The sequence below is a fragment of the Streptomyces sp. NPDC054863 genome, assembly GCF_053610825.1.
Genome location: NZ_JBSGZD010000034.1, coordinates 18,235 through 39,361 on the forward strand (window position 1 = coordinate 18,235; position 21,127 = coordinate 39,361).

At 68.1% G+C, this 21,127-nt stretch carries 23 protein-coding genes and 6 pseudogenes; 20 read left to right on the plus strand and 9 right to left on the minus strand.

The window, feature by feature from the left end:
* The first annotated feature begins 2 nt into the window (after positions 1-2).
* Positions 3-995 (plus strand): polyprenyl synthetase family protein, encoded by a 993-nt coding sequence (locus ACWGIG_RS09630; RefSeq protein ID WP_453320979.1) that lies wholly within the window; start codon positions 3-5, stop codon positions 993-995.
* Here ACWGIG_RS09630 and ACWGIG_RS09635 read toward each other — a convergent pair.
* Positions 979-2,694, minus strand: coding sequence for a hydroxysqualene dehydroxylase (locus ACWGIG_RS09635; protein ID WP_453320980.1), 1,716 nt, complete (start codon positions 2,692-2,694; stop codon positions 979-981). The two genes, ACWGIG_RS09630 and ACWGIG_RS09635, sit on opposite strands and share 17 nt — an antisense overlap.
* Positions 2,695-2,994: 300 nt before the next feature.
* Here ACWGIG_RS09635 and ACWGIG_RS09640 point away from each other — a divergent pair, with 300 nt between their 5' ends.
* From ACWGIG_RS09640 to ACWGIG_RS09665, 6 genes and pseudogenes are all read left to right on the plus strand, one after another.
* A complete protein-coding gene (locus tag ACWGIG_RS09640; protein WP_453320981.1) occupies positions 2,995-3,225 on the plus strand; it encodes a hypothetical protein in 231 nt (76 codons plus the stop codon).
* A 409-nt stretch (positions 3,226-3,634) separates the two neighbouring features.
* Positions 3,635-3,928 carry a hypothetical protein gene (locus ACWGIG_RS09645; RefSeq protein WP_453320982.1) on the plus strand — a complete coding sequence of 98 codons (294 nt, stop codon included), beginning with the start codon at positions 3,635-3,637 and terminating at the stop codon, positions 3,926-3,928.
* A gap of 107 nt (positions 3,929-4,035) precedes the next feature.
* Positions 4,036-4,314: a transposase family protein gene (locus ACWGIG_RS09650; RefSeq protein ID WP_453320983.1), complete on the plus strand. Its 279-nt coding sequence runs from the start codon at positions 4,036-4,038 to the stop codon at positions 4,312-4,314.
* 140 nt (positions 4,315-4,454) lie between these two features.
* A pseudogene (locus ACWGIG_RS09655) lies at positions 4,455-4,661 on the plus strand (ISL3 family transposase); the annotation flags it as partial.
* Between the two features lie 59 nt (positions 4,662-4,720).
* On the plus strand, positions 4,721-5,659 hold the full coding sequence (locus ACWGIG_RS09660) for a transposase (protein WP_453320984.1): 939 nt from the start codon (positions 4,721-4,723) through the stop codon (positions 5,657-5,659).
* 375 nt (positions 5,660-6,034) lie between these two features.
* Positions 6,035-6,268: a hypothetical protein gene (locus ACWGIG_RS09665; RefSeq protein ID WP_453320985.1), complete on the plus strand. Its 234-nt coding sequence runs from the start codon at positions 6,035-6,037 to the stop codon at positions 6,266-6,268.
* A 152-nt stretch (positions 6,269-6,420) separates the two neighbouring features.
* On the opposite strand, the gene ACWGIG_RS09670 is transcribed toward ACWGIG_RS09665, so the two are convergent.
* From ACWGIG_RS09670 to ACWGIG_RS09680, 3 genes are all read right to left on the minus strand, one after another.
* Positions 6,421-6,642, minus strand: coding sequence for a hypothetical protein (locus tag ACWGIG_RS09670; protein ID WP_453320986.1), 222 nt, complete (start codon positions 6,640-6,642; stop codon positions 6,421-6,423).
* Positions 6,643-6,679: 37 nt separating this feature from the next.
* A complete protein-coding gene (locus ACWGIG_RS09675) occupies positions 6,680-6,889 on the minus strand; it encodes a hypothetical protein (RefSeq protein ID WP_453320987.1) in 210 nt (69 codons plus the stop codon).
* 277 nt (positions 6,890-7,166) lie between these two features.
* Positions 7,167-7,544, minus strand: coding sequence for a hypothetical protein (locus tag ACWGIG_RS09680; protein ID WP_453320988.1), 378 nt, complete (start codon positions 7,542-7,544; stop codon positions 7,167-7,169).
* Positions 7,545-7,939: 395 nt separating this feature from the next.
* Between ACWGIG_RS09680 and ACWGIG_RS09685 the strand changes: the two genes are divergently transcribed.
* Positions 7,940-8,146 (plus strand): hypothetical protein, encoded by a 207-nt coding sequence (locus ACWGIG_RS09685; protein ID WP_453320989.1) that lies wholly within the window; start codon positions 7,940-7,942, stop codon positions 8,144-8,146.
* An 85-nt stretch (positions 8,147-8,231) separates the two neighbouring features.
* Positions 8,232-9,158 carry a hypothetical protein gene (locus ACWGIG_RS09690; RefSeq protein ID WP_453320990.1) on the plus strand — a complete coding sequence of 309 codons (927 nt, stop codon included), beginning with the start codon at positions 8,232-8,234 and terminating at the stop codon, positions 9,156-9,158.
* 143 nt (positions 9,159-9,301) lie between these two features.
* On the opposite strand, the gene ACWGIG_RS09695 is transcribed toward ACWGIG_RS09690, so the two are convergent.
* Both ACWGIG_RS09695 and ACWGIG_RS09700 read right to left on the minus strand, forming a co-directional pair.
* Positions 9,302-9,841, minus strand: a complete 540-nt coding sequence (locus ACWGIG_RS09695) for a DUF5131 family protein (protein WP_453320991.1) — start codon at positions 9,839-9,841, stop codon at positions 9,302-9,304.
* Positions 9,838-10,065 (minus strand): hypothetical protein, encoded by a 228-nt coding sequence (locus ACWGIG_RS09700; protein WP_453320992.1) that lies wholly within the window; start codon positions 10,063-10,065, stop codon positions 9,838-9,840. The genes ACWGIG_RS09695 and ACWGIG_RS09700 overlap by 4 nt, the downstream gene beginning before the upstream one ends.
* Before the next feature lie 222 nt (positions 10,066-10,287).
* Here ACWGIG_RS09700 and ACWGIG_RS09705 point away from each other — a divergent pair, with 222 nt between their 5' ends.
* The 4 genes and pseudogenes from ACWGIG_RS09705 to ACWGIG_RS09720 all read left to right on the plus strand — a co-directional run bounded on the left by ACWGIG_RS09705 (position 10,288) and on the right by ACWGIG_RS09720 (position 12,413).
* Positions 10,288-10,587 (plus strand): transposase, encoded by a 300-nt coding sequence (locus tag ACWGIG_RS09705; protein ID WP_453320993.1) that lies wholly within the window; start codon positions 10,288-10,290, stop codon positions 10,585-10,587.
* Positions 10,588-10,658: 71 nt separating this feature from the next.
* Positions 10,659-10,943: an IS3 family transposase gene (locus ACWGIG_RS09710; RefSeq protein ID WP_453321007.1), complete on the plus strand. Its 285-nt coding sequence runs from the start codon at positions 10,659-10,661 to the stop codon at positions 10,941-10,943.
* Positions 10,937-11,470, plus strand: a pseudogene (locus ACWGIG_RS09715) (IS3 family transposase); the annotation flags it as partial. The gene ACWGIG_RS09710 and the pseudogene ACWGIG_RS09715, both read left to right, overlap by 7 nt.
* Before the next feature lie 100 nt (positions 11,471-11,570).
* Positions 11,571-12,413, plus strand: a complete 843-nt coding sequence (locus tag ACWGIG_RS09720) for an IS5 family transposase (RefSeq protein WP_453320994.1) — start codon at positions 11,571-11,573, stop codon at positions 12,411-12,413.
* 33 nt (positions 12,414-12,446) lie between these two features.
* On the opposite strand, the gene ACWGIG_RS09725 is transcribed toward ACWGIG_RS09720, so the two are convergent.
* Positions 12,447-13,025 (minus strand): GNAT family N-acetyltransferase, encoded by a 579-nt coding sequence (locus tag ACWGIG_RS09725; protein ID WP_453321008.1) that lies wholly within the window; start codon positions 13,023-13,025, stop codon positions 12,447-12,449.
* A gap of 1,771 nt (positions 13,026-14,796) precedes the next feature.
* Here ACWGIG_RS09725 and ACWGIG_RS09730 point away from each other — a divergent pair.
* Positions 14,797-15,057: a hypothetical protein gene (locus ACWGIG_RS09730; RefSeq protein WP_453320995.1), complete on the plus strand. Its 261-nt coding sequence runs from the start codon at positions 14,797-14,799 to the stop codon at positions 15,055-15,057.
* A gap of 287 nt (positions 15,058-15,344) precedes the next feature.
* On the opposite strand, the gene ACWGIG_RS09735 is transcribed toward ACWGIG_RS09730, so the two are convergent.
* Positions 15,345-15,542, minus strand: a complete 198-nt coding sequence (locus ACWGIG_RS09735) for a hypothetical protein (RefSeq protein ID WP_453321010.1) — start codon at positions 15,540-15,542, stop codon at positions 15,345-15,347.
* 238 nt (positions 15,543-15,780) lie between these two features.
* Here ACWGIG_RS09735 and ACWGIG_RS09740 point away from each other — a divergent pair, with 238 nt between their 5' ends.
* The 5 genes and pseudogenes from ACWGIG_RS09740 to ACWGIG_RS09760 all read left to right on the plus strand — a co-directional run.
* Positions 15,781-16,887 (plus strand): ricin-type beta-trefoil lectin domain protein, encoded by a 1,107-nt coding sequence (locus ACWGIG_RS09740; RefSeq protein ID WP_453320996.1) that lies wholly within the window; start codon positions 15,781-15,783, stop codon positions 16,885-16,887.
* 45 nt (positions 16,888-16,932) lie between these two features.
* A pseudogene (locus ACWGIG_RS09745) lies at positions 16,933-17,070 on the plus strand (IS701 family transposase); the annotation flags it as partial.
* Positions 17,071-17,138: 68 nt separating this feature from the next.
* Positions 17,139-18,749: pseudogene (locus ACWGIG_RS09750) on the plus strand (glycoside hydrolase family 43 protein); the annotation flags it as partial.
* A 33-nt stretch (positions 18,750-18,782) separates the two neighbouring features.
* On the plus strand, positions 18,783-19,196 hold the full coding sequence (locus tag ACWGIG_RS09755; RefSeq protein ID WP_453321009.1) for an RICIN domain-containing protein: 414 nt from the start codon (positions 18,783-18,785) through the stop codon (positions 19,194-19,196).
* 325 nt (positions 19,197-19,521) lie between these two features.
* Positions 19,522-19,626 (plus strand): annotated as a pseudogene (locus ACWGIG_RS09760) (transposase); the annotation flags it as partial.
* A 188-nt stretch (positions 19,627-19,814) separates the two neighbouring features.
* Here ACWGIG_RS09760 and ACWGIG_RS09765 read toward each other — a convergent pair.
* Positions 19,815-20,651, minus strand: a pseudogene (locus ACWGIG_RS09765) (UvrD-helicase domain-containing protein); the annotation flags it as partial.
* A 17-nt stretch (positions 20,652-20,668) separates the two neighbouring features.
* Here ACWGIG_RS09765 and ACWGIG_RS09770 point away from each other — a divergent pair.
* Positions 20,669-20,818, plus strand: coding sequence for a DUF6192 family protein (locus ACWGIG_RS09770; protein ID WP_453320997.1), 150 nt, complete (start codon positions 20,669-20,671; stop codon positions 20,816-20,818).
* Positions 20,819-21,127 lie beyond the last annotated feature (309 nt).

Here is a 21,127-nt window from a genome sequence, read left to right on the forward strand (position 1 = left end):
CCGTGGACACGGTCGATGAGGTACTGCGCAGCGCGGGCGATGCTTGCGAGGGGCAACTGCGGCGGTGGGTGGGATCGCTTCAGGGGCCCGCCGCGGAGGTTGCCGCCTATCAGTTCGGCTGGTCGGGGCAGGGCGTACGCCAAGGCGGTAAGTACGTGCGTGCTGCCCTGACGCTGGCGTGTGCGCGTGCGGTCGGAGGTGTGGACCGGCAGGCGGTGCCAGCGGCCGTGGCAGTGGAGATGGTGCACAACCTGTCGCTTCTCTACGACGATGTTCTGGACGGTGACACGGTGCGGCGCCACCGGGCGGCCGCGTGGCAGGTCTTCGGCCCGTCGTCCGCCGCCCGCTCCGCGGACGCCCTGATGCTGACCGCGTTCGACATACTCTCGGAGACCGGCGACGAGCCGGTGGTTCGTGAGGCGTCGGCCGCCTTGCTGGACGTGCTGATCCAACTGGCCGTCGGCGAGAGCCTCGACCTGGTCTTCGAAGGCCGGAGCCAGGTGGCCTTGGCCGAGTGCCTGGAGATGGTCTCGGGCAAGACAGCCTCGCTGTTCGACTGCGCCTGCAAGTTGGGTGCCCTCTACGGTGGCGCGGACCCGGCTGCAACCGATCAGTGGGCTAAGTTCGGGCACGATCTCGGTATGGCCTTCCAGCTCGTGGACGACCTGCTCGGTATCTGGGGCGACCCGGCGGTGACCGGAAAGCCCGTATTCAACGACCTGCGGAGCCGCAAGATGTCGGTGCCCGTGGTTGCCGCGCTGACGTCCGAGACTCCGGCCGGTGACGAACTCGACCGCCTCTACTCACGGTCCGAAAGCGATCCGGCCGACCTCGCCCGCCTGGTCGAGGAGGCGGGCGGACGGCGCTGGACCAAAGACCGCGCCGCCCAGCACGCGACTGCCGCACGCGACCGGCTGCACCGCCTCGCAGCAGTACCCGCAGCTCTCGTCGACCTCGAAGCGCTGTGCACGGTCGTCGTCAGACGCGCGCACTGACCGCCCACGGCGGCGGTCCGTCCATGATGTGAGCGCGACCCTGCTCGAACAGCTCTGCGTCCACCTCCTTGAGCCTGCGCAGTTCCCCCGGCTGATGCAGGGTGTGTACGAGCGCGGGAGCCCCGGTGCCGCCAGCCGCCTCCAGCAGGGCGTTCACGGCGAGGCGGGCGGCCTGGTTCGCGCCTTCCATCGTCGCCAGGTTCACCGGGGAGCGCACGTAGTCCCCGGCCATGAACAGGTTCTCCGCCGCCGTCACCGCCCGCGGGCGCGCCGCCCAGGAACCGGTGGTGTTGATCAGCAGCGGCTCGTCATTGACGGCCGGCCCCGGCTCGTCCAGGTTCCGTATCGCCGGATCCAGCTCCCAGCAGTGCAACAACCCGTCATGCAGGCGGGTTTGACCAGCTCCGTTGAGCCCCTCGCACAGCTGCGCCCAGACCTCGGCCGCGATCTGCGCACGGCTGCACTCACGGGCCGGCTTGCCGTACAGGATGCCCGGGGTGTCCCAGGAGGAGATGTCCACCGACAGGCAGTCGGCCACCGTTCCGTCGCCGTAGGTGGCCGTGAAGTCGCCGTCCCAGAACTGGGCCTGGCTGATCGAGGTGAGCGCCCATGGCGAGTCCAGGAACAGGACATGGCCATGGGTGACCGGCACGGGCTGGGTGAGGTAGAACTGCATGCCGACCATCCAGTCCGTGTGCAGGCCCGCCACGCTCTTGAGCTCGGCGTCAGCTTCCGCCAGACCGCGGTCCAGCAGGGCGCCGACGCGATGGACCGGCAGCGCGCAGACATACCAGTCAGCTTCCAGCTCCCGCCGCCGGCCGTGCGGGCCGCGCACTTCGGCCCCGGTGACACGGCGGCCGCTCAGGGAGAGCCTCTCGACCCCCCAGCCCAGTTCCAGCCGCACTCCCAGCGACCTCAGATGCCGGATCCACGGGTCGATCCAGGCGGTACTGGTGGGGCCGTTGAGCACCCGGTCGGCCGGCTGCAGTTCTTCGCCCCGGCCGAGGAACCCGTAACTGAATGCCTCCAGGAACCCGCCGACCGTGTGCGCGCTGCAGACCTCTGCGCGTGCCGCGACGACTGTGCGGGTCGCGCCCACCACACACGCCTTGACGTACTCCTCGGAGGCTCCGTCGGCCGCGGCGAAGTCCCACCACGAGGCCGCCTCCCACTGGCCCAGCCGCCGCTCGTCACTGCTCGTCATGTAGACGAGCATCCGGTTCGCGAAGTACAGCAGTTCCTCGCTCGTCAGCCCCCTGCCACCCGCTTCCAGCCCGACAGCACGCAGGAACTCCATCGGAGTACGGGCACCGGCAGCCACGGACACATCCGTGACCCGCTCCCCCACGCGCCCCGAGCGCGCGGAAAGCATCTGTGTCGCCTCCCGCAGGTTCCCCGCCACACCTTCCGTGCTGCCGTCGACCGGGATACGGCGCAGAGTGTCCGGCAGACTCCGGTAGAACCCGGGAAAGAACCGGAACCCGTGCTCACTGGGCAGGTCTAACCGCCCGCCGCTCCCTGTTCCCGGCACCCACGCACTGCGGGCCTTGCCACCCCAGTCGGCGGGCTCCACCACCGTCACCTCGAAGCCGCGCTCCGCCAGCTCCATCGCCGCCGTCAATCCCGCCACGCCACCACCCAGCACCGCGACCCGCAAGCCCCGCCCCACTGCCACCACCACATCCACTACCGGGGCCACCAGCGAAGCCCCCTCCACCACGTCACGACGAGTAGATCACTGATTTGATCTGCGTCACGGACGAGCCCCCGTCCCCCTCGATACCTCAGCGGAACCCGGCTCGTCACGCTCCACACCACCGCGTCCGGCGAAAAGACCGGCCACGCCCCGATGGACCAGCAGGCCCTCGTGGGCAGAAGCTCACGCCCCGCACCCCTTCACCACGAGGCCTACGGACGTCAGCTCACGCCCGAGGTGTGCCGACGGGGCGGACCGGCGTTGCGCGGGAGACCGGGGCTCGTTGAGGGGGCGTGCAGGTCGATGATCGACATTGTGCAAATGGTCGGCCGGGCCTCCCGTATGGAGCCGGGTGAGAGGAAAATTGTGTCGCTGGTCGTCCCGGTGTTCCTCGGTCCCGGCGAGGAGACCGGTGAACTGGTGGTGGTTTCGCCGGGCACGGAAACGCTCGGGAAGGACCTTGAAGCCCTCCGGGCGCACGACACCGACACCATCGAGGCGCTCGCTGATCCCCGTATCCGCAGCGGGAGTTGAGAGGCCGAGGACACCACTGAAGCAGGTGACGAGGAGGGCCAGGAGCAGCCCGGCGAGAGGCATACTCCGAGTGGTCCGGCAAGGGAACTGCTGAAGTTCTCGATGCCCAGGGATCCGGCGGAGGTGGCGCGGTCCGTGGCACTGCGGGGACTGCATCCGGAGGCGGACTTGGCGCAGCGGCATCACCGCGGCCGCCCTGTACGTGCAGGAGGGTAGCGCGGGGCGGGGAGTTGCGGGTGCCGTACGACTACGTCACTCCGGAGGTCCCCGACGAGGAAGCGGCCGAGGGGCTGCCCTGGACGCGCCGGGAGGCCCTGGACGAGATCGATCCCGGGTGGTGCCCGGCATGGGACGCGGGATGGCAGCGGTGTCTGCGGCTCGTGCAGGACCACCTGGACAACGGGGCAGCGTGCCCCTGTTGGCCGGGGAGGTCGTCGTCCAGGGCGAGGACCTCGGGCGGTGGGTGCAGGGCTGCCGGTTCGAGTGGGAGCGGCTGCTGCCCGCGCAGCAGTGGCTGCTGGAGAACGCCCTCGGACTCGAACCGGCGGAAGAGTCAGAGCGGTCAGTCACGAAGGGCCGGGAGGCTCTGAGGGCGGCGCTGAGGGCTTTGGGGGGGGTGAAGTTGGGGATGGTCCTGGGCAACATCCGACAGCGCGCCAACAAGCTCCCCGACGAACGCCGGGCTGAACTGGGCTGGCTCTGACGTCGTGAAACGGGTCCTGGCGCGAATTCCGTGAAAGCAATCATGCTTCCGTGCGCCGGTGACACACGGTCACGCTGCTGGGATCCTGGCTGAAGTGTGAGGACCTGATGGAGAGGCTGCTCCCGCACCTGGAAGCGGTGCAGGTGGAGCAAGTGGTGTTAGCAGAAGGCGTGTTACGTGTGCTGGCACGTACGCGAGACGAGCGGGAGTATGCCTGCCCGGCCTGCGGGACACCATCGCGGAGAATACACAGTCGGTACGAACGTCGGCTCGCTGACGCCCCGGTGGGTGGTCGCCGGAGCGTGGTCGAGCTGTCAGTTCGGCGGCTGCCTGTGACAACTCTGGCTGTACCAGGGTCACGTTCGCCGAGCAGGTCGAGGGGCTGACGTTCTTCTACGGCCGCCGGACACCATTGCTGCGGACCCTGCTGGAGGCGGTCGGGGTGGCGCTCGCGGGCCGGGCCGGCGGCCGACTCACCGACGTGCTGTGCGCCCCGGTCGGCCGGTCGGTGCTGCTGCGGCTGGTGATGGCCCTGCCCGACCCGCCCGCGGCCACGCCCCGGGTGCTGGGGGTCGACGACTTCGCCACCCGGAAAGGGCAGGTCTACGGAACGCTGCTGGTCGACGCGGAGACGCACGCACCGATCGACATGCTCCAAGGCCGCGAAGCCGGACCTCTGGCCCGCTGGTTGAAAGCACATCCAGGGGTGGAGATCATTTGCCGCGACCGGTCCGGGTCCTACAGCGACGCGGCCCGCACTGCCGCGCCGGACGCGACCCAGGTCGCGGACAAGTGCATATCTGGAACAACGTCGGCAAGGCCACCGAGCGCTGCGTCACCGCCCATCGCCGCTGCCTGCCCCTATGGGCCCCGGCACCCGAAGTGGGGCCGCTGCAGGCCGACATCGACGACGGCGAAGAAGCATTCCCCGCCTCGCACCAGCGGGCCGTGGAACTCGCCCGCACCCGCTGGCACCACGTCCACGACCTGCTCGACGCCGGGATGGGAATCCGGGCGATCGCGCACTGGCTGGGCTGGGGACGGCACACGGTGCAGCGATACGCGCGGGCCGCCCGCTGGCAGGACCAGGTCACCCTCCGCCCGCGCCGCACCAGCACCCTCGACCCACACGCCGACTACCTGAGGCAACGGTGGCAGACCGGCAACGTGATGATCAAAGACCTCCAACACGAACTCCACGAGCAGGGCTTCGACGTCAGCTACACCACCCTGCGCGACTGGATCAGTCGCACCCTCCCGCCTCGTGAGGCACCTCCCGCGCCACCACCACGGCCACCGACGGTCCGTCATGTGACCGGCTGGCTCACCCGCCACCCGGACACGCTGCGCGAGGAAGAGACTCGCCAACTCAAGATCACGCTCGCCGCATGCCCCGAGTTGGCCACTGCCCACGAACACATCCGCGCCCTCGGGACGATGCTTCAGATGCGCCAGGCCGCCGAACTGCCAGGCTGGATTGAGGAGGTCAGCACCAGCGGGCTGCCCGGCCTTGCCGGTTTTGCCACGGGACTGGCCACCGACCTGGACGCGGTCATCGCCGGCTTCACCAGCGACTGGAGCTCGGGCGTCGTCGAAGGCCGAGTCAGCGACCTCAAGATGCTGAAGCGGCAGATGGCAGGACGCGCAGGATTGCCGTTACTGAGGAAACGCGTCCTGCTCGTCGCAGCCTCCCGACGCTCACGCACTGTGACCTACACACGAGCAGCATGATTGCTTTCACGGAATTCGCGCCAGGACCCGTTTCACAACGTCAGCGCCACACGTACTCCAGCTCCGGCGCGGGTACCGCTCGTCCGCAGACATGAAGTGGGCCCACCGGACGAATTTCGCAAGAACACTGAACACTCTCTTCGAAAGTGAGGACTGGTATTGCCCTGCGCCCGCGATCAACCCTCGCTGGGGCCGGTTGACCAGGTGGGCAGCTCGCATTGCAGGAGACCAGCGAGACATGAGCTCTGCTTGGCTGGCGGACCTTCAGAGATCCCCCGAACCCGGTATGCAGCTCACTCCTTGGCAGCAACATCGCTACGCGTCCGGCATCTTCGTCGCTGCAGTCCGTTGCCGTGCGCGGGATGCCTCGAGGGGATGTGGCGCCCTGTGGACTGGGGCCTCACGACCCCTGCGCGCCGGGAGACCTTCGTCGGTCTGCCGCCCGCTGGCCTGGTGGTCTACATCGCCCAGCAGGATGGCCTGCACGTTCTGCTGACCGAGGGCTGGGGATGGGTCGGCGGGTGCGGGGTGGCCATGTTCGCCCTGACGCGGTGGCTGCAGCGGATCCGCGGTATCGAGCTCGCGGAGCCGGCCACGACCGACGAGTAGGGCCCTTGCCGAACGTCACAGTCCCGCACCTCGGGCGGTGCCGGGATGCAGGGCTGCTCGGGTGCTCGTACGGTCGACGGTGCACGTCCCGACAGGACGACGCCCGGTGGTCCCGCGGCCCTTCGCACGTACGCGGGACCACCACTCCTTGGTCAGCCGACCTCAACGTACGTAACGATGAGAATGCTGCCCAGGGCCGTCGCGTAGAACACGACGCGGATGTCCTCGTGCTGGTAGTCGCGCAACGCCTGGGCGGTGGAGTGCTGCCGTACTGCCGTCGGGTCCGCCGCGATCGCGTTCAGGGCGGCGTCCAGGCGGACCACCTGAGGGTCGGTGAGCGCGTCGACCTGGGTCTCGGCCGGCGGGACGAACACGACCCGCGGGCGACGACCGCGGACGTGCTTGGGGGGCTTAGGCAACGTCCGTCGCCCCGGCCTCGTCCCGTGAGGGGAGGCCCTTCGCGGTCCGCAGGTCTTCCCAGTCCCGGCACTCGTCGAGGTCGATGCCCTCGGCGGCCAGGTGCTCAAGCACGTACGCGAGGGCCGGGCTGTCGGCCAACTCGGCGCGGGCGGCGTCGCGCAGTTGCTGCTGCTCATCGGGATCAAAGACCAGGTGCGCCATCGGGGCCTCCGGGGAAGGGGTGCCCCCTCACCGTACCGGGCCGGTCCGGCCCGCTACAGAGGATCGGGAACTCATTCCTTACCGGTCGCCCGGTGCGGAGGATCGGTATCCGGGTTCGGGGCGTTCGGTCATGCACGGGAGCGTAGTGGCGCCGGGCGAGGGCCTGGGGCCACACGGCAGCTGTCACCCGATCAGGTGTCCTCCCCTTGAACGTGGCCGAGGCGGCCCGCCCAAGCAGGCCACCCTCGGCTACGCGGGAGGCGTTCCCGTACCGCTCCTACGCCTCCTCGATCGCGCCCTCGACCCCGCACATGTGCTGCTGCCACCATTCGTCCCTGGCGCCCTCCTCGGCTTCGCCCCTGTCCCAGGGGGTGAGCGGGTGGGCTTCGATGCAGGAATAGCCCCACTTCCCGTCCGTGCCGGGGACTCCGTCGGCGCCACGCCAGCCACAAGTGCAGCTGGCCATCAGGGCCACGTCCTCCTTGTACATACGGTCACCGTCGGAGTTCCACTGCCACACGGGCAGGGTGTGGAAGCGGTGCCCCTGAGGGTCTTCCTCGTGGCGAACCCGGTCGACGCACTGGCGGTGGTTCTCACCGGCGTGCTCACGGGAGCGGTTCCGTGCGGCGTTCTTCCGGGCGTGATTCTTGACCATGACGGCTCCATACGCGCGCACAGCTATCCGTGATCCGGCGCGTCAGTGATCGCATGGGCATGCCGAAAGGAAGGAATTTTGCTGCGCTGATGCGAGGCACCTGGGGCTGTGAGCACTCACCGGTCACGGGCCGATGAACTGGAGCCGGGCCGACGCTGCGGCCATCGCCCACAGCATAGCCCCTCCACGAACTGGTGTGATCCGAAGCCATATGCACAGTGGTCAGCCGAGCAGGTGCCGGTGCGGCTTCCTGCCGACGGCCGCGTGCTCCGACAGTTGGATCGCGGTGACGCAGGCGGCCTCAAGGCGCTTGGTGCCGTCGGCGCCTGGAGCCAGGCCACCGTCACACCTACCGCTGCTGTCGCTGCCTGATGGGTGAGCGTCACCAAGCGCTGGTGGTCGTCGTCCAGGCTGCACACCGTGCCCCCGGCCCCGAACTGGAAGAACACCAGGTTGCCGCGCACGACGTCGACCCCGACACCGAGCAAGTCCGGCATCTTCGCCGCCACCGGATTCATGGGGTGGACCCGGTGGTCTGCGAAGACGGGCAAGTAGGCACCCAGGGCGAGGATCTCGTCGATGGGGACCTGCTCGTGCATTGACCTTCACCGGCCGCGATCTGAGGGTCTCCAGGCTGAGTACCGGTACTCATGCGTGCGGGAAATACTGGCTGGCAGGATCGGCGTCATGACGAGCGGCACAGCAGCGCTGATGGTCCTGCATCTCTTCCTGGTTTGGGCGCTGATGACGCTGGCGGTGCCGTTGTTCGGCTTCGGGCTGTTCGCGGCGGCCTGGGGTGGTGGGAATGGCACGACGGTGCTGCCTGCCGTGCTGGGGGTGCCGCTGTTGGTAGGTCTGCTGGCCACGGCCAGCATATGCGTGCGGACCGTGGTGCCGATGTGCGGCACCGTGCGAGGGCTACTGGGCTGGGCAGTCCTGGTCTTCGTTCTTGGCACGCTTGGTGTCCTGGCCGGTCTTGCTGCCTACGGTCAAGGCGTCAGCCTGGGTAGCGCCGGCGCCCGGATCGGGCTGACGGGCGTGCCGTACGCCGTGGCCGCGGCGTTCTTCGTCCCGGGCCCGTGGGTGCGGCTGGGAGCGGTGGCTCTTCTGGCGGCCGCCGTGGCCTACGGGGGCTTGCTCGGCCCGGCACAGGAGCGACAGCGCCAGGACGCGGCGCAGGTCGCCCGGTACCGGGAAAGGCCGGAACTGCTGTACCTGGGTGGAGCACCACCGGGTATGGAGGTGTCGCGTGCCGAGGTCGGCCCCGGCTACTTCAGCGTCGACTACCGCCCTGCCCGACAAGGAGTCGAGATAGGATGGGTGGGGTTAACGGTGCGCGCGGCGATCGGACCGGCAATGGCATGCCCAGAGTCACCGGAGAAGGGTGTGACGTGCACGGTGGACGCGAACGGCGAGATGCGCACGGTCCGCGACATCCCCGGCAACGTCCGTGTGATCACCCTCAGCCGCCGTCACCGGAACGCGCAGGTGGAGGTCACCAGCCAGACCTTGGACGAACCCGGACTACGCCATGTCCTCGACTCGCTGCACCCTCTGACGGAGGCAGAGCTGAAGAAGCTGATGAGGGAACAGAAGATCAGCCACCGGCTGTGATGCATCCGCGCCGAGCCTCAGGGTCTGCGGTTTGCGTACTCCCCCACGTGCACCGCACACCTTCGCAGAACAGTCATGCTCGCCTCGACACCATGGACCCCGACCGTGCATGGCGGCGTGTTCTTGGACATTGGCGTAGTTGTCTAGCGGTTCCTCAGTTGAGCGACTGATACTGATCTTCCCTGCAGTCGCAAGCGGGGCCCCAAGTGCAGCCAAGACGTCTTGCACCACGAGGGCCCCACTTGGGCCAGCCACTTGTGATCCTCACTCGCAATAGCGCGGCGACGTCCGACCTCCAGCTCAACAGTGGGTCCTTCCCGCGTCCATACGTGCTGAACAACAGACTGGTCGAGCACCCTGTTTCGCCCAACTCCCGGCTCGGCCGTGAACCCCACGAGGACATCACCGACCCGGGCACTGCCAATCGGACGCCGCGTCATGTCGGCGTACAGGATCAACGTTTCAGGGGCGAGACAGTTGTCACAGCCGTCGGAGACGCAGTCGCAGCCGGTGGTCGGGTTCCAGGTCGCCTCGGTCCATTCGATGCTGCTGCGGCGGGGGCATTGAAGGCCGTACGCCGGTATACGTGTGTGTTCGAGTGCTTCCGGTGAACCCATGACTCGAACCGTCTTTTGAAATCTAGTAGTTGGGGTCTGCCCGGTCGACCACGTGGTTCTCGTCATGCCGTCGAGCGGAGCGCAGGCCGTTGGGGGAGCAGCGAGACCGTTCCGTCCTGCCGGGCAGCCCGCTCGGCACGGACCCGGTGCCGGGCGGCGGCCTCGGTGGCCGCAGCTTCCCGATGGCGCTGTACCCGGGCGTCTACGGTCGGCGCCGGAAGGTCGGACTGCTCGCGCCCGGGGAACGCCTGGGCACTGAGCGCGCGCAGAGCGGCCGTCTGCCGCTTCACCGCCGCCGCGATGGCAGGGTACGACCCGTCGCGATTGCGATCGCCTACATGCAGGCCTCCAGAGAGACCGCCACGGGCGAGTACCGGAGCGGGGATCTTGCGGCCGGATGTTGCGATCCTCGGTCGTCCCGAAGGGCGACCGCCACATGCCCGTCTGAACCTTCCCCTTGATCGTGGACACCTGGAGACTGGGACCTGATGTTCCAGAGGAAGTAGCACCAGGTGGGAAGCAAGTACACGAAGCGGTACACCGAGGAGTTCAGGCGGGACGCGATCGCGCTCGTCGACTCCACGGGTAAGACGGTCACCGCCGTGGCCCGGGATCTGGGCATCAGCTCGGAGTCCCTGCGCGGCTGGTACCGCCAGGAAAAGGCGGACCGGGGCGAGGGGCAGCCCAGTGAGCTCACCATGGCCGAGAAGGAGGAGCTCAAGCGGCTGCGCAAACTCGCCGCCGAGCAGGCCAAGACCATCGAGGTCCTGCGAAAAGCCGCGGTCTTCTTCGCGAAGGAGAGCGACCGGTGAACGACACGGACGCGTTCATCGAGGCGGAGAAGACCACCCACGGCGTCGCTTTCCTGTGCCGGCTGCTGAAGGTGGCCCGCTCCTCGTTCCATGCCTGGCTCGCCGCAGCGAAGACCCGGGCCGCGCGCAAGGCCGCCGACCACGCCCTGGCCCATGAGATCACCGTCATCCACGCGGCCTCCCGCCAAACCTACGGCGCCCCGCGCATCCATGCCGAACTGCGGCGCCTGGGCCGGGCGCTGAACCGCAAACGAGTCGCCCGCCTCATGCGCGAGCACGGCATCCAGGGCGTCACCGTCGCAAGCGCCGTTCGCTCACCCGGCCGGAGAAGAAGGCCAGGCCGGCCCCGGACCTGATCGGCCGCGACTTCCACGCCGAGGTTCCCGGCACGAAGCTGGTCGGCGACATCACCGCCCTGCCCACATCCGAGCACTGGCTCTACCTCGCCTGCTGGCTGGACCTGGCCACCCGCGAGGTTGTTGGCTACTCGATGGCCGGCCGCCACCGCGCCGACCTTGTCGTCGATGCGCTGAGGATGGCCGCGGGCCGAGGCCGGATCCGGCCCGGCTGCATAGCGCATTCGGACCGCGGCAGCGAATACACGAGTAGTCAATTCCAGTCTGAAATAGTCGAGTTGAGGCTCCGCGAAAGCTGCGGACGCACCGGATCTTGCTTCGACAACGCCGCCGCGGAGAGTTTCTGGGCCCTGCTCAAAGAAGAGATCGGCACCCGCGTCTGGCCCGACCGGGCCACCGCCCGCGCCGAGATCTTCGACTTCATCGAGACGTTCTATAACCGCCGCCGACTACGCAAGCGCAAGGGCTTCGGCTACCTCACCCCAGCCGAGACCCGGCAGCGCCATCAACACGACCTCGCTGCTTAGAGGCCGCGCAGATAGGCGCGGTTGGGGGCGCGGGCAACAAAACGGGCACAGGGTTCCGTGGTCATGGAGTTGCGACGCTCTGTGATCATTGGGGAGACCTGTGCCCGCGCTTCCATCATGGCTGGCTGAACCGCTCTGGACCCAATTCGCGGCCTTGCTGCCCGAGCGGCCGGAGTACGACCCGAACCATCCTCTCGGCTGCCATCGCCGACGTATCAGCGACCGGATCATCTTCGACAAGATGCTGCAGCTGCTGCGCTTCGGCTGTTCTTGCGAGGCGATCGCCGACACAGCCTGCTCGGCTACCGCGATCCGGAGCCGCCGTGATGAGTGGATACGACTCGGCGTGTTCGCCCGGCTCAAGCAGATTGCGCTGGACTCCTACGACCGGGTCGTCGGCCTCGTCCTCGACCGGATCGCCGTGGACGGCGCCATCACCAAGGCTCCCGGAGGCGGCGAGGTGGCCGGGCATTCTCCGGTCGACCGCGGGAAACAGGGCCTGAAACGCTCGGGCATGACCGACGGATACGGCATTCCACTGGGTCGCGTTCTGGCCGGCGCCAACTGCCACGACTCCCCGTTGCTCGCCCCGACCCTGGACCGCCTGGATGACCTGGGGCCGTTGCCCGACGACGTCACCGTGCACCTGGACGCCGGCTACGACTCGGACAAGACCCGCACTCTGCTCAACGAACGCGGCCTCCACGGCCGCATCGCGCACAAAGGCGAGGCAGCGCCAATCCAGGCCAGTCAGCGTGGGCACGTCGAACGCACTCACGCCTGGCAGAACGCCTTCCACCGGCTCGCCCGCTGCTACGAGCGGCGTGCCACCGTCGCCGGAGCGTTCTTCGACCTCGCCGACACGATCATCACGGTGCGCGGTCTGATTCGCCGAGCCTGGACCACCAACCGCTGGGACGCACGTCCCCACCGCCGGCCATGACCGCCCCGCTGAGGTCACGAGCGCGCATGGACGCTACTTGGGAGAGCGGCCATTGAGGATCTTCTGGAACAGCACATGGTCACGCCACTCACCGTCGATATGCAGGTAATCGGGCGCGGTACCGATCACATCGAAACCGCACTTCGCCAGCACTCGTTGCGAGGCCGGATTGGCGATCACCGTACCCGCCTCAATTCTGTGCAGATCAAGCTGTTCGTCAGCCGCCCGGCAGACCGCCAGGACGGCCTCGGTCGCCAGACCACGTCCTGCCTGCTCTGCATCAATCCAATATCCGAGATTCGCACTGCGAAAAGGCCCGAGGGCTACGTTGGACAGCGTCACCGCTCCGACGACCTCGTGCCCAAGGCTCAGCACCCACGGGACCAGGCGCCCCGCGTCCTGCTCCTTCAGTTGGCCACGCACACGGTCGGCCTGCCCTTGCTCGGTGAAGAAGCCCTCACCCCTACGGGGCTCCCATGGGCGCAGGTAATCGCGATTTCGCAGATAGGCCCTGCACAGCCCGCTGAAATCCTCTTCCTCCAGAGGACGCATCAACACATCGTGGGTAACGGCCAAAGGGAATTTGATCACTGCGTCATCGTACGACGGCATCACAGTCAAGCAGCCGACGAACACCTTGGCGCCAGTCGTCGCAATCGGCATCGCCCATAGCCTGATCCGCCGCTCCTGCACCAGCCATCGTCGGGCTCCACACATATCACCACCCGTCACCAGCCGCCTATCTGCGCAGCCTCTTAAAGATCGAGTGTCCAAGATCACGGGGAAGCTTCATCCTCCCAGCGAAGTTCCTTGCCGTCCACGCTGGAATGCCCCCGGGTCTCCCGGTCGGCCGGGTCCACGCACGGGGCGGCGGGCGCCGCGACCGAGGAAGGGCTCTGCATGGCATGGCCGATACCGGCGCACAGAACCGGCATGGCCGAGGCCACGAGCCCCACGAGGACAAGGACACGGGGCGGAAGAGAGGTCGGCACATGCAGCTCAACGATCGCCACACGTGGCGGTTCTGAACCAGGCGCAGCCTTGGGTGACCGCGTCGAAAGAACTGGTGCTGGTGAGGGAGACGTCCAGGCCGCCGGTCTCCGTGTCGAATGCCACCGGGCGACAACACTTCCGCTGGCCACCGAAGCACCCCCACCCCCAATGACGCGCAGCTGCTCGCGAGGAACGACAGGGCGACAACCCTGAGTTGTCGGGCCACGGCAACCTCGGGTTGCCGGTCCGCCGGTCCCTGCTGACCGGGTGCCCCTGCTGACCCGAACACTGACCCTTCCAGGTCAGGCCCTTGCGCGTGCACGCAGAAAGCACGCGAGACCAACGGTCAGCGGCGGTCGGCGAGGCCTGGGTGGTCGGCCAGCGCGCGGGCAGTGTCGAGGACGGCGAGGAGGTGTTCACAGCCGCGGGTGAATGCAGGGGAGAACGGCCTCTCCGCAAAGCTCAGCAAGATCCAGACCGCAACACCCCCACGCCGGTGGGGAGAACTTGGAGTGGTCGAGGAGCCGTTGCGCGCACGCCGGAACACCCCCACGCCGGTGGGGAGAAACACCCTCCTCGTCGGACACACAGCACTCGGAACACCCCCACGCCGGTGGGGAGAACGTCGCCCTTGGCGTTCGGGGCGCGCGCGGCGGCGTCTTCCCCACCAGCGTGGGGGTGTTCCGATTCCCGCGCGTCCCTTGCGCGCGGTGATGTCGTCTTCCCCACCAGCCTGGGGGTGTTCCGGCGTTCGGCTTCGAGCGCGGTGAAGTTCTTGAGTCTTCCCCACTGGCGTGGGTGTGTTCCGCCGGTCTCGCCCGACACGATCGCCCGGTACGTGTCTCCCCACCGACGTGGGGGCCCCACAGGGCCATCCCAGGCAACTCGATGGTCGAGCAGGTACCGCACGACTGAACCGAATCAACCACACACCAAGCAGTACGAGTTGGGATGGGTGCGGATCCTCTGGAGGGGTGATCAGCCACTCGCAGACCTGCCGTCGCGGTTCGAATGCGCATGCGATGGAGACATCACGGATTCCACCGCGCAAGAGATCGCCGCAGCCCAGGACGAGGTGGCCAAGGACATGGACTGGTAGACGTCCGGGATGGCGCGTAGAGAACTCACGGATGCTGAGTGGGAGTTGATCGGCCCGTTCCTGCCGATAGGCAGGTCCGGCCCGTATCCGAAGCATCTGCGGGAGCAGTTCGAGGGTGTGATCACAGTGCTTAGTTGGATTCGCTGCACCCACAGACCCATCGCGGGCATCGAACGGGATCGGCGACACCCAGGTGGTGCGGCAGTGGACGCGGGCGCAGGCCGGGTTCCTGGCGGCCGGTGGGCTCGACCACGGTGAGGCGGACAGCGCTGTGCGGGCCCTGCACGCGGTGTGTGCACGAGGCGCAGCGGCCGGGCGCTGGAGGTCGCCGCGGTCGCGGTCCTGGCCGTGAGGGTGCCGGGCAAGCCGATCACCCTCGCCTGGTGCGGGGACGCGCGGGCGTATCTCCACGAGCCGGACGGGGAGGGGCCGGTGCTGCTGACGCACGATCACAACCAGCGGCAGCGGGCCCTGGACTCCGGCCGGTACGCCCCCCGGCAGGAGGGCAGCGTCGACTTCAGGCCCGCCGTGCCGCTCCCGTCGGCCTGCTGAGGCCCGCCGTCTCCGCACGCGGAGAGCACAGGGGCCACCGCGACCGCTCCCGCCACGACGGCGGCTCTGCCGACGAAGCGTCTGCGGTTCCACTCGTTTCTCATGGCGGCGACCCTCCCCGAACGGGTGTCGAAGCGCTTCGCGCGCTGCGAACGCTAACGGCGTACTTTGTGCAGAACAAGGGGTTCCGGAAGAAGAACCTTTCTTGCATTCCAGCCATTGACAATCCAACAGAGGGAATGACAGCGTCGAAGCGCTTCAACAACCTTTACCAGCCTGCTTAGAGGTCAGACTTGTGTTTCCCATCCCTCCCTGCGACCGAGAGGCATCCGTTCCGCGACCCCGCGCTGCCGATGGGCAAGCGCATCGACGATCTGCTCGGTCGGCTCACGCTCGGCGGGCGGATCGCGCTGCTCCACCAGTACGCACCGGACGTGGAGCGCCTCGGCATCGCCTCGTTCCGCACCGGCACGGAGGCGCTGCACGGCATCTCCTGGCTCGGTGAGGGACGGTCTTTCCGCAGTCGAGCACCGGGGCAGGCGGGGCGCCGGATGGCTCGACGCTGTCAACGCTCATCTCGCAAGCGGTCCCCCACCACGCCGTTCCGCCAGTACGTCATGTGTTCGCCGATGCCAACGGGATGGCACAGAAGCCGAGTTGCCGACACGAACGGCGAACAGCCCCCGCCAGATTCAGCATTCACTCGCAGAAGAGGACGACTGCATGAGAAAGCCTTGGATCCTGTCCCTCATCACGCTGGTCACTGCCGCGCTCGGGATGACGGCAGCAGGTGTGGCACCTGCCTCCGCCGCCTCGAACACGCCCTTGCGGGTCATGCCGTTGGGCGACTCCATAACCTGGGGCGTGGGAAGCACCACGGGCAACGGCTACCGGGATCCGTTGTGGGACATGCTCGCGGCGGACGGCCATCCGCTGGACTTCGTCGGCACGTTGCGGGGCGGTTCGATGTCCGACCCCGACAACCAAGGTCACCAGGGATACAGGATCCATCAGATCGCCGAACTCGCCGACGCCCCGCTGACCCGCTACCGGCCCAACGTCGTGACGCTGATGATCGGCACCAACGACCTGGCCGGGAGCTATCAGGTCTCCACCGCCGCCGACCGGCTGAAGTCGCTGGTCAACCAGATCACCGCCGACGTCCCCGACGCGACCGTCCTCGTGGCCTCCCTGGTCGTGTCCACCAGCGGCACGGAGGAGCAGTACCGTGCCGCGTACAACCAGGCCATCCCCCAGATCGTGAGTAAGGCACAGTCCGCGGGCAAGCACGTCGCACACGTGGACATGAGCAGCCTGACCACGGCCGACCTGGACGACGCCCTGCATCCCAACGACGCGGGCTACCAGAAGATGGCCGACGCCTTCCACCGCGGCATCCAGTCCGCGGACAGCGCCGGGTGGCTGAGGAACCCCGCGCCCGCCCCCGCACGCGTGCAGTCCGACATGGGCGGCAAGTGCCTGGATGTCAGCGGCTTCGGCACCGCCGACGGGACCGCCGTCCAGACGTGGAGCTGCGGCGACAGCATCAACCAGTACTGGTCCGCCTACACCGATGGCACCCTGCGCTCCATGGGCAAGTGCCTCGACGCCGCCGGCTTCGGCACGGCCAACGGCACCAAAGTGCAGCTCTGGGCCTGCCACGGCGGCTCCCACCAGATCTGGGAGCCCTACAACGGCGGCTACCGCAACCCCGCCTCCGGCCGCTGCCTCGACATTCCGGGCTTCTCCACGACCGACGGCACACAGCTCCAACTGTGGGACTGCCACGGCGGCTCCCACCAGAAGTGGACCACTTTGACCGCAGGATGACCCCCGCTCCCGGGACCGGAGCCCCTACCCGCCCCGGTCCCGGGCTTCGAGGGCCGCTCCTGGACCGGCTGGCATCACCACGTCACCCTGGTCACCGCCGCCCACGCGTTCCTGGCCGAGCAGCGCCTGGCCCCAAAAGCCGATACGGCGGGCTCACCCTCTACCAGATCCTCGACGCCATCCGAGAATGATGTCCGATATTTCGAACTTCGGTCTCTCGGTCCCCTTACCCGTGAGGAAGCTGATCTCGCATGTCCTGGCTCCAACACCCCCACAGCCGCCGGAGAGTCATGGCGGTCGCCGCCGGCCTGACCGCGGGCGCCACACTGCCGACGATGGGCGCGATGCGCGCGGCGGCGGCCACGACGGCCCAGCAGGAACGGTTCACCAACCCGGTGATCTGGCAGGACTTCGCCGACCTTGAGGTCATCCGCGTCGGCGACGCGTACTACTACACCGGATCGACCATGCACTTCTCGCCGGGCGCGCCCGTGCTGCGCTCCTACGACCTGGTCAACTGGGAGTTCATCGGCCACTCGGTGCCGGTCCTCGACTTCGGCGACGCGTACGACCTCAACGGCGGACGGGCGTATGTCCAGGGCATCTACGCGTCCTCGATGCGCTACCGTCCCAGCGACAGGACCTTCTACTGGCTGGGCCAGATCGGCTGGCAGCGGTCGTACGTATACAGCGCCACCGCCGCGGCGGGCCCCTGGGCCCGGCACGCCGAGATCGGCAGCATTTACTACGACGCGGGGCTGCTCTTCGACGACGACGGCACCCCGTACGTGGCGTACGGCGCCAACGAGATCCACGTCGCGCAGCTCTCCCCGGACATGCGCACCGAGGTCAGGTCCGAGCACGTGCTCACCAAGCCCGACGCGTTGCACCTGATGGAGGGCTCCCGCTTCTACAAGATCAACGGGAACTACTACATCTTCGTCACCCGCCCGCCCAACGGCCAGTACATCTGGAAGTCCACCTCAGGCCCCTTCGGCCCGTACGAGATGCGGGAGGTGCTGTTGGACCTGCCCGGCCCGATACCCGGCGGCGGCATACCGCACCAGGGCTCGCTGGTCGACACCCCGAACGGCGACTGGTATTACATGGGCTTCATCGATGCCTATCCCGGCGGCCGCGTCCCCGCCCTGGCCCCGGTCACCTGGAACGCCGCCGGCTGGCCCGAGCTCCAGACCGTCAACGGCACGTGGGGCGAGACATACCCCTACCCGGTCGTCCCGCACCCGCTCCCGCCGATGACCGGCGCCGACACCTTCGAGGGGACGGCGCTGGCGCCGTACTGGGAGTGGAACCACAACCCCGACACCGCCGCGTTCACCGTCAACAACGGGCTCACCCTCAGGACCGCCACCGTCACCGACGACCTCTACAACGCCCGTAACACCCTCACCCGGCGCATCCAGGGCCCCGCCTCCACCGCAACCGTCGTGCTCGACTGTTCCGGGATGGCGGACGGCGACCGGGCCGGGCTGGCGATGCTGCGGGACTCCTCCGCCTGGATCGGCGTCACGCGGCAGGACGGCGTCGGCAGGCTCGTGATGTTCGACGGCCTGACTATGGACGCCAACTGGAACACCAGCAGCACCGGCACCGAGCAGGCCGGCGCCGAGCTCCCCGCGTCCGGCAGCCGCGTCTGGCTGCGCGCCACCGCCGACATCAGCCCGGGACCGGGCCGCCGGGCGACATTTTCCTACAGCACCGACGGCACCACCTTCACCCCACTCGGCCCGGCCTTCATCATGAACGAGAGACCTCATTTCTTCATGGGCTACCGCTTCGCCGTCTTCAACCACGCCACCAAGGCCCTCGGCGGCAAAGTGCAAGTGGAACGCTTCGACTTGCGCGCGTGCGCGCCGGCGGCGCAAGCGGGCACTGTGGACACGAACGCCTGGTACGTCGTGGTCAACCGCAACAGCGGCAAGGCACTGGACGTGGCGGGCGCGAGCGCCGCGGACGGCGCCGCGGTCACGCAGTGGGGCCGGTACGACGGGACCAACCAGCAGTTCCAGTTCGTGGACTCCGGAGACGGCTACTACCGGTTGAAGGCGAGGCACTCCGGCAAGCTGCTGGACGTCTCCGGCTGGTCGACGGCCGACAACGCCGCCATCAACCAGTGGAGCGACCACGGTGGCGCGAACCAGCAGTTCCGGTTGGCGGACTCACCGGACAGATACGTCCGGTTGATCAACCGCAACAGCGGGAAAGCCGTCGAGGTACCGGGCTTCTCCACCGAGGACGGGACCGGAATCGTCCAGTACTCGGACTGGGGCGGCGTGAACCAGCAGTGAAAGCTCGTTCGCGTCGGCTTCGTGGGCTCGCGCTCCTGCTGACACCGGTATTGGGCGCGCGCCCGAGGTCGCACGGCCGACAGCGAGGTCCAAAAAAACTTGGACCGGGCGCCAACCTTTTCTGAAGAGGATCGAACGCTGGGATGCCCGGTCCTGACCACTGCGTGCTGCGCAGCGCGCTCGGGAGACGGGTGAAGCTTCCCGTTGATCGTGGACACCTGGAGACTGGGACGTGAGGTTCCAGAGGTAGTAGTGCCAGGTGGGAAGCAAGAACAGCCGCAGCAAGCGGTACACCGAGGAGTTCAAGCGTGAAGCGGTCACGTTGGTGGATTCCACGGGCCGCACCGTCACCCAGGTCGCGCCGGATCTCGGCGTGAGCCCGGAGTCGCTGCGGAGTTGGTACAAGCACGCCAGGGCCGACCGCGGTGAGGGCGGACCTGGCGAGCTGACGAGCGAGGAGCGCGAGGAGCTCATTCCGCTGCGGAAACTCGCCGCCGAATCCTGCGCGAGACATGGGTGTTCAGCCGGGCCCACACCAGCACACTTGGTGCGCGCACCAGTTGGTGAACGCCGTCGATCAGGCCGATGTGGGCCTTCACTACCCGCCCAACCACCTCGCCATTCGCGGCCCTTGGCCTTGTGCGCGGTGGAGACGACGACCTCGGCCTGGTCCTCGGTGTCGAGGCGGCGGACGGCCCGGAGGATGACGTCGACGCCGTACTCGTCGATGATGTCCACCAGGGCGAGCAGGTCGGTGCCCGCCGGGTCGTAGGTGGCGTACTCCTGGAGTTCCCCCCAGCTCTCGAAGAGGAAGAGTTCCGGGTGGGTGGCCCGGCGGCCCGCCTTGAGGTCGCCCGCGGCCTTGGCGAGGGACTCCAGGGCGGTGCTCCTGCCGACCAGGGCGACACGCTTCCTCTGCTCCAGCAGGGCGAAGATCTCCGTGATGGTCCCGATGTTGGTGCGGCACAGCACCGCGTCGGCGTCGGTCAGCGGGCCGATGCGGGTGTCGATGGCCGGGGTGCCGGTGAGACGGATCGGCGATTCCACGAGGGACAGCCACCGGTTGGCCTCCTGCGCGAGGGCGGGGCCGAAGCGGAAGGACTGGGAGAGGGCGAGCTGCCGGCCGTCGAAACCGGTCATCACGTCGCGGGCGCCGCGCCACCCGTAGATGGCCTGGGCGGAGTCCCCCACCATGATCATCTGGGCGTGGTCGCGCTGAGCCAGGAACACTTCCTCGATCACCGGGTTGGTGTCCTGGGCTTCGTCGAGCAGCAGGAAGTCGGCCCGGATGCGGGGCTTGCCCAGGGCCCAGATCTTCAGGGCGTGGTCCTGCTTGAAGCGGACCTTGCCGCCCTGCGGGTCGACGATGTCCTGCCAGGCCTTGCGGGCGTACGGGAGGACCACCTGGAGCAGCTGGGCGTGCAGGCTTTCGTCGTCGATCCCGCGCAGCATCGGGCTGCGCGTCCCGGTTGGTGCCGAAGCTGCGGGGGCAGGAGTTCACCGACAGCCAGCATGTTTCGATGGAGAAGGTCCGTGCGACCCGCGGCTGGATTGAGACAGCGGTTGCCACTGCGCAGACCGACCTGGACGAGGCCCTCGCGCAGTTGCTGCGAGGACAGTGATGCCGCGCGGTGTCCCGGCACACGTCCATGCCGAGGCGTCCGTGATGCACTGATCGAAGCCCGCCCGGCCGGTGCCACCACCGTCCGGTTGTGCGCGTCGACCGGCCGCACCGTCTCGCAGGTCCGCGCTGGCATCAACGGCCTGCGGAAACTCTCCGCGAAGTGGGGCCTGCCCTCCAGTGACCTGGACCCGGCAGGGAGGCTGGCAGCTCTCTGAGGACCCCGCGGTCTGGATCGCCTACGAGCGCGTCCTGTTCGAGACCGAGAACAGAGCCCGTTTCACGACGTCGGAGCCACTCATACGGCTTT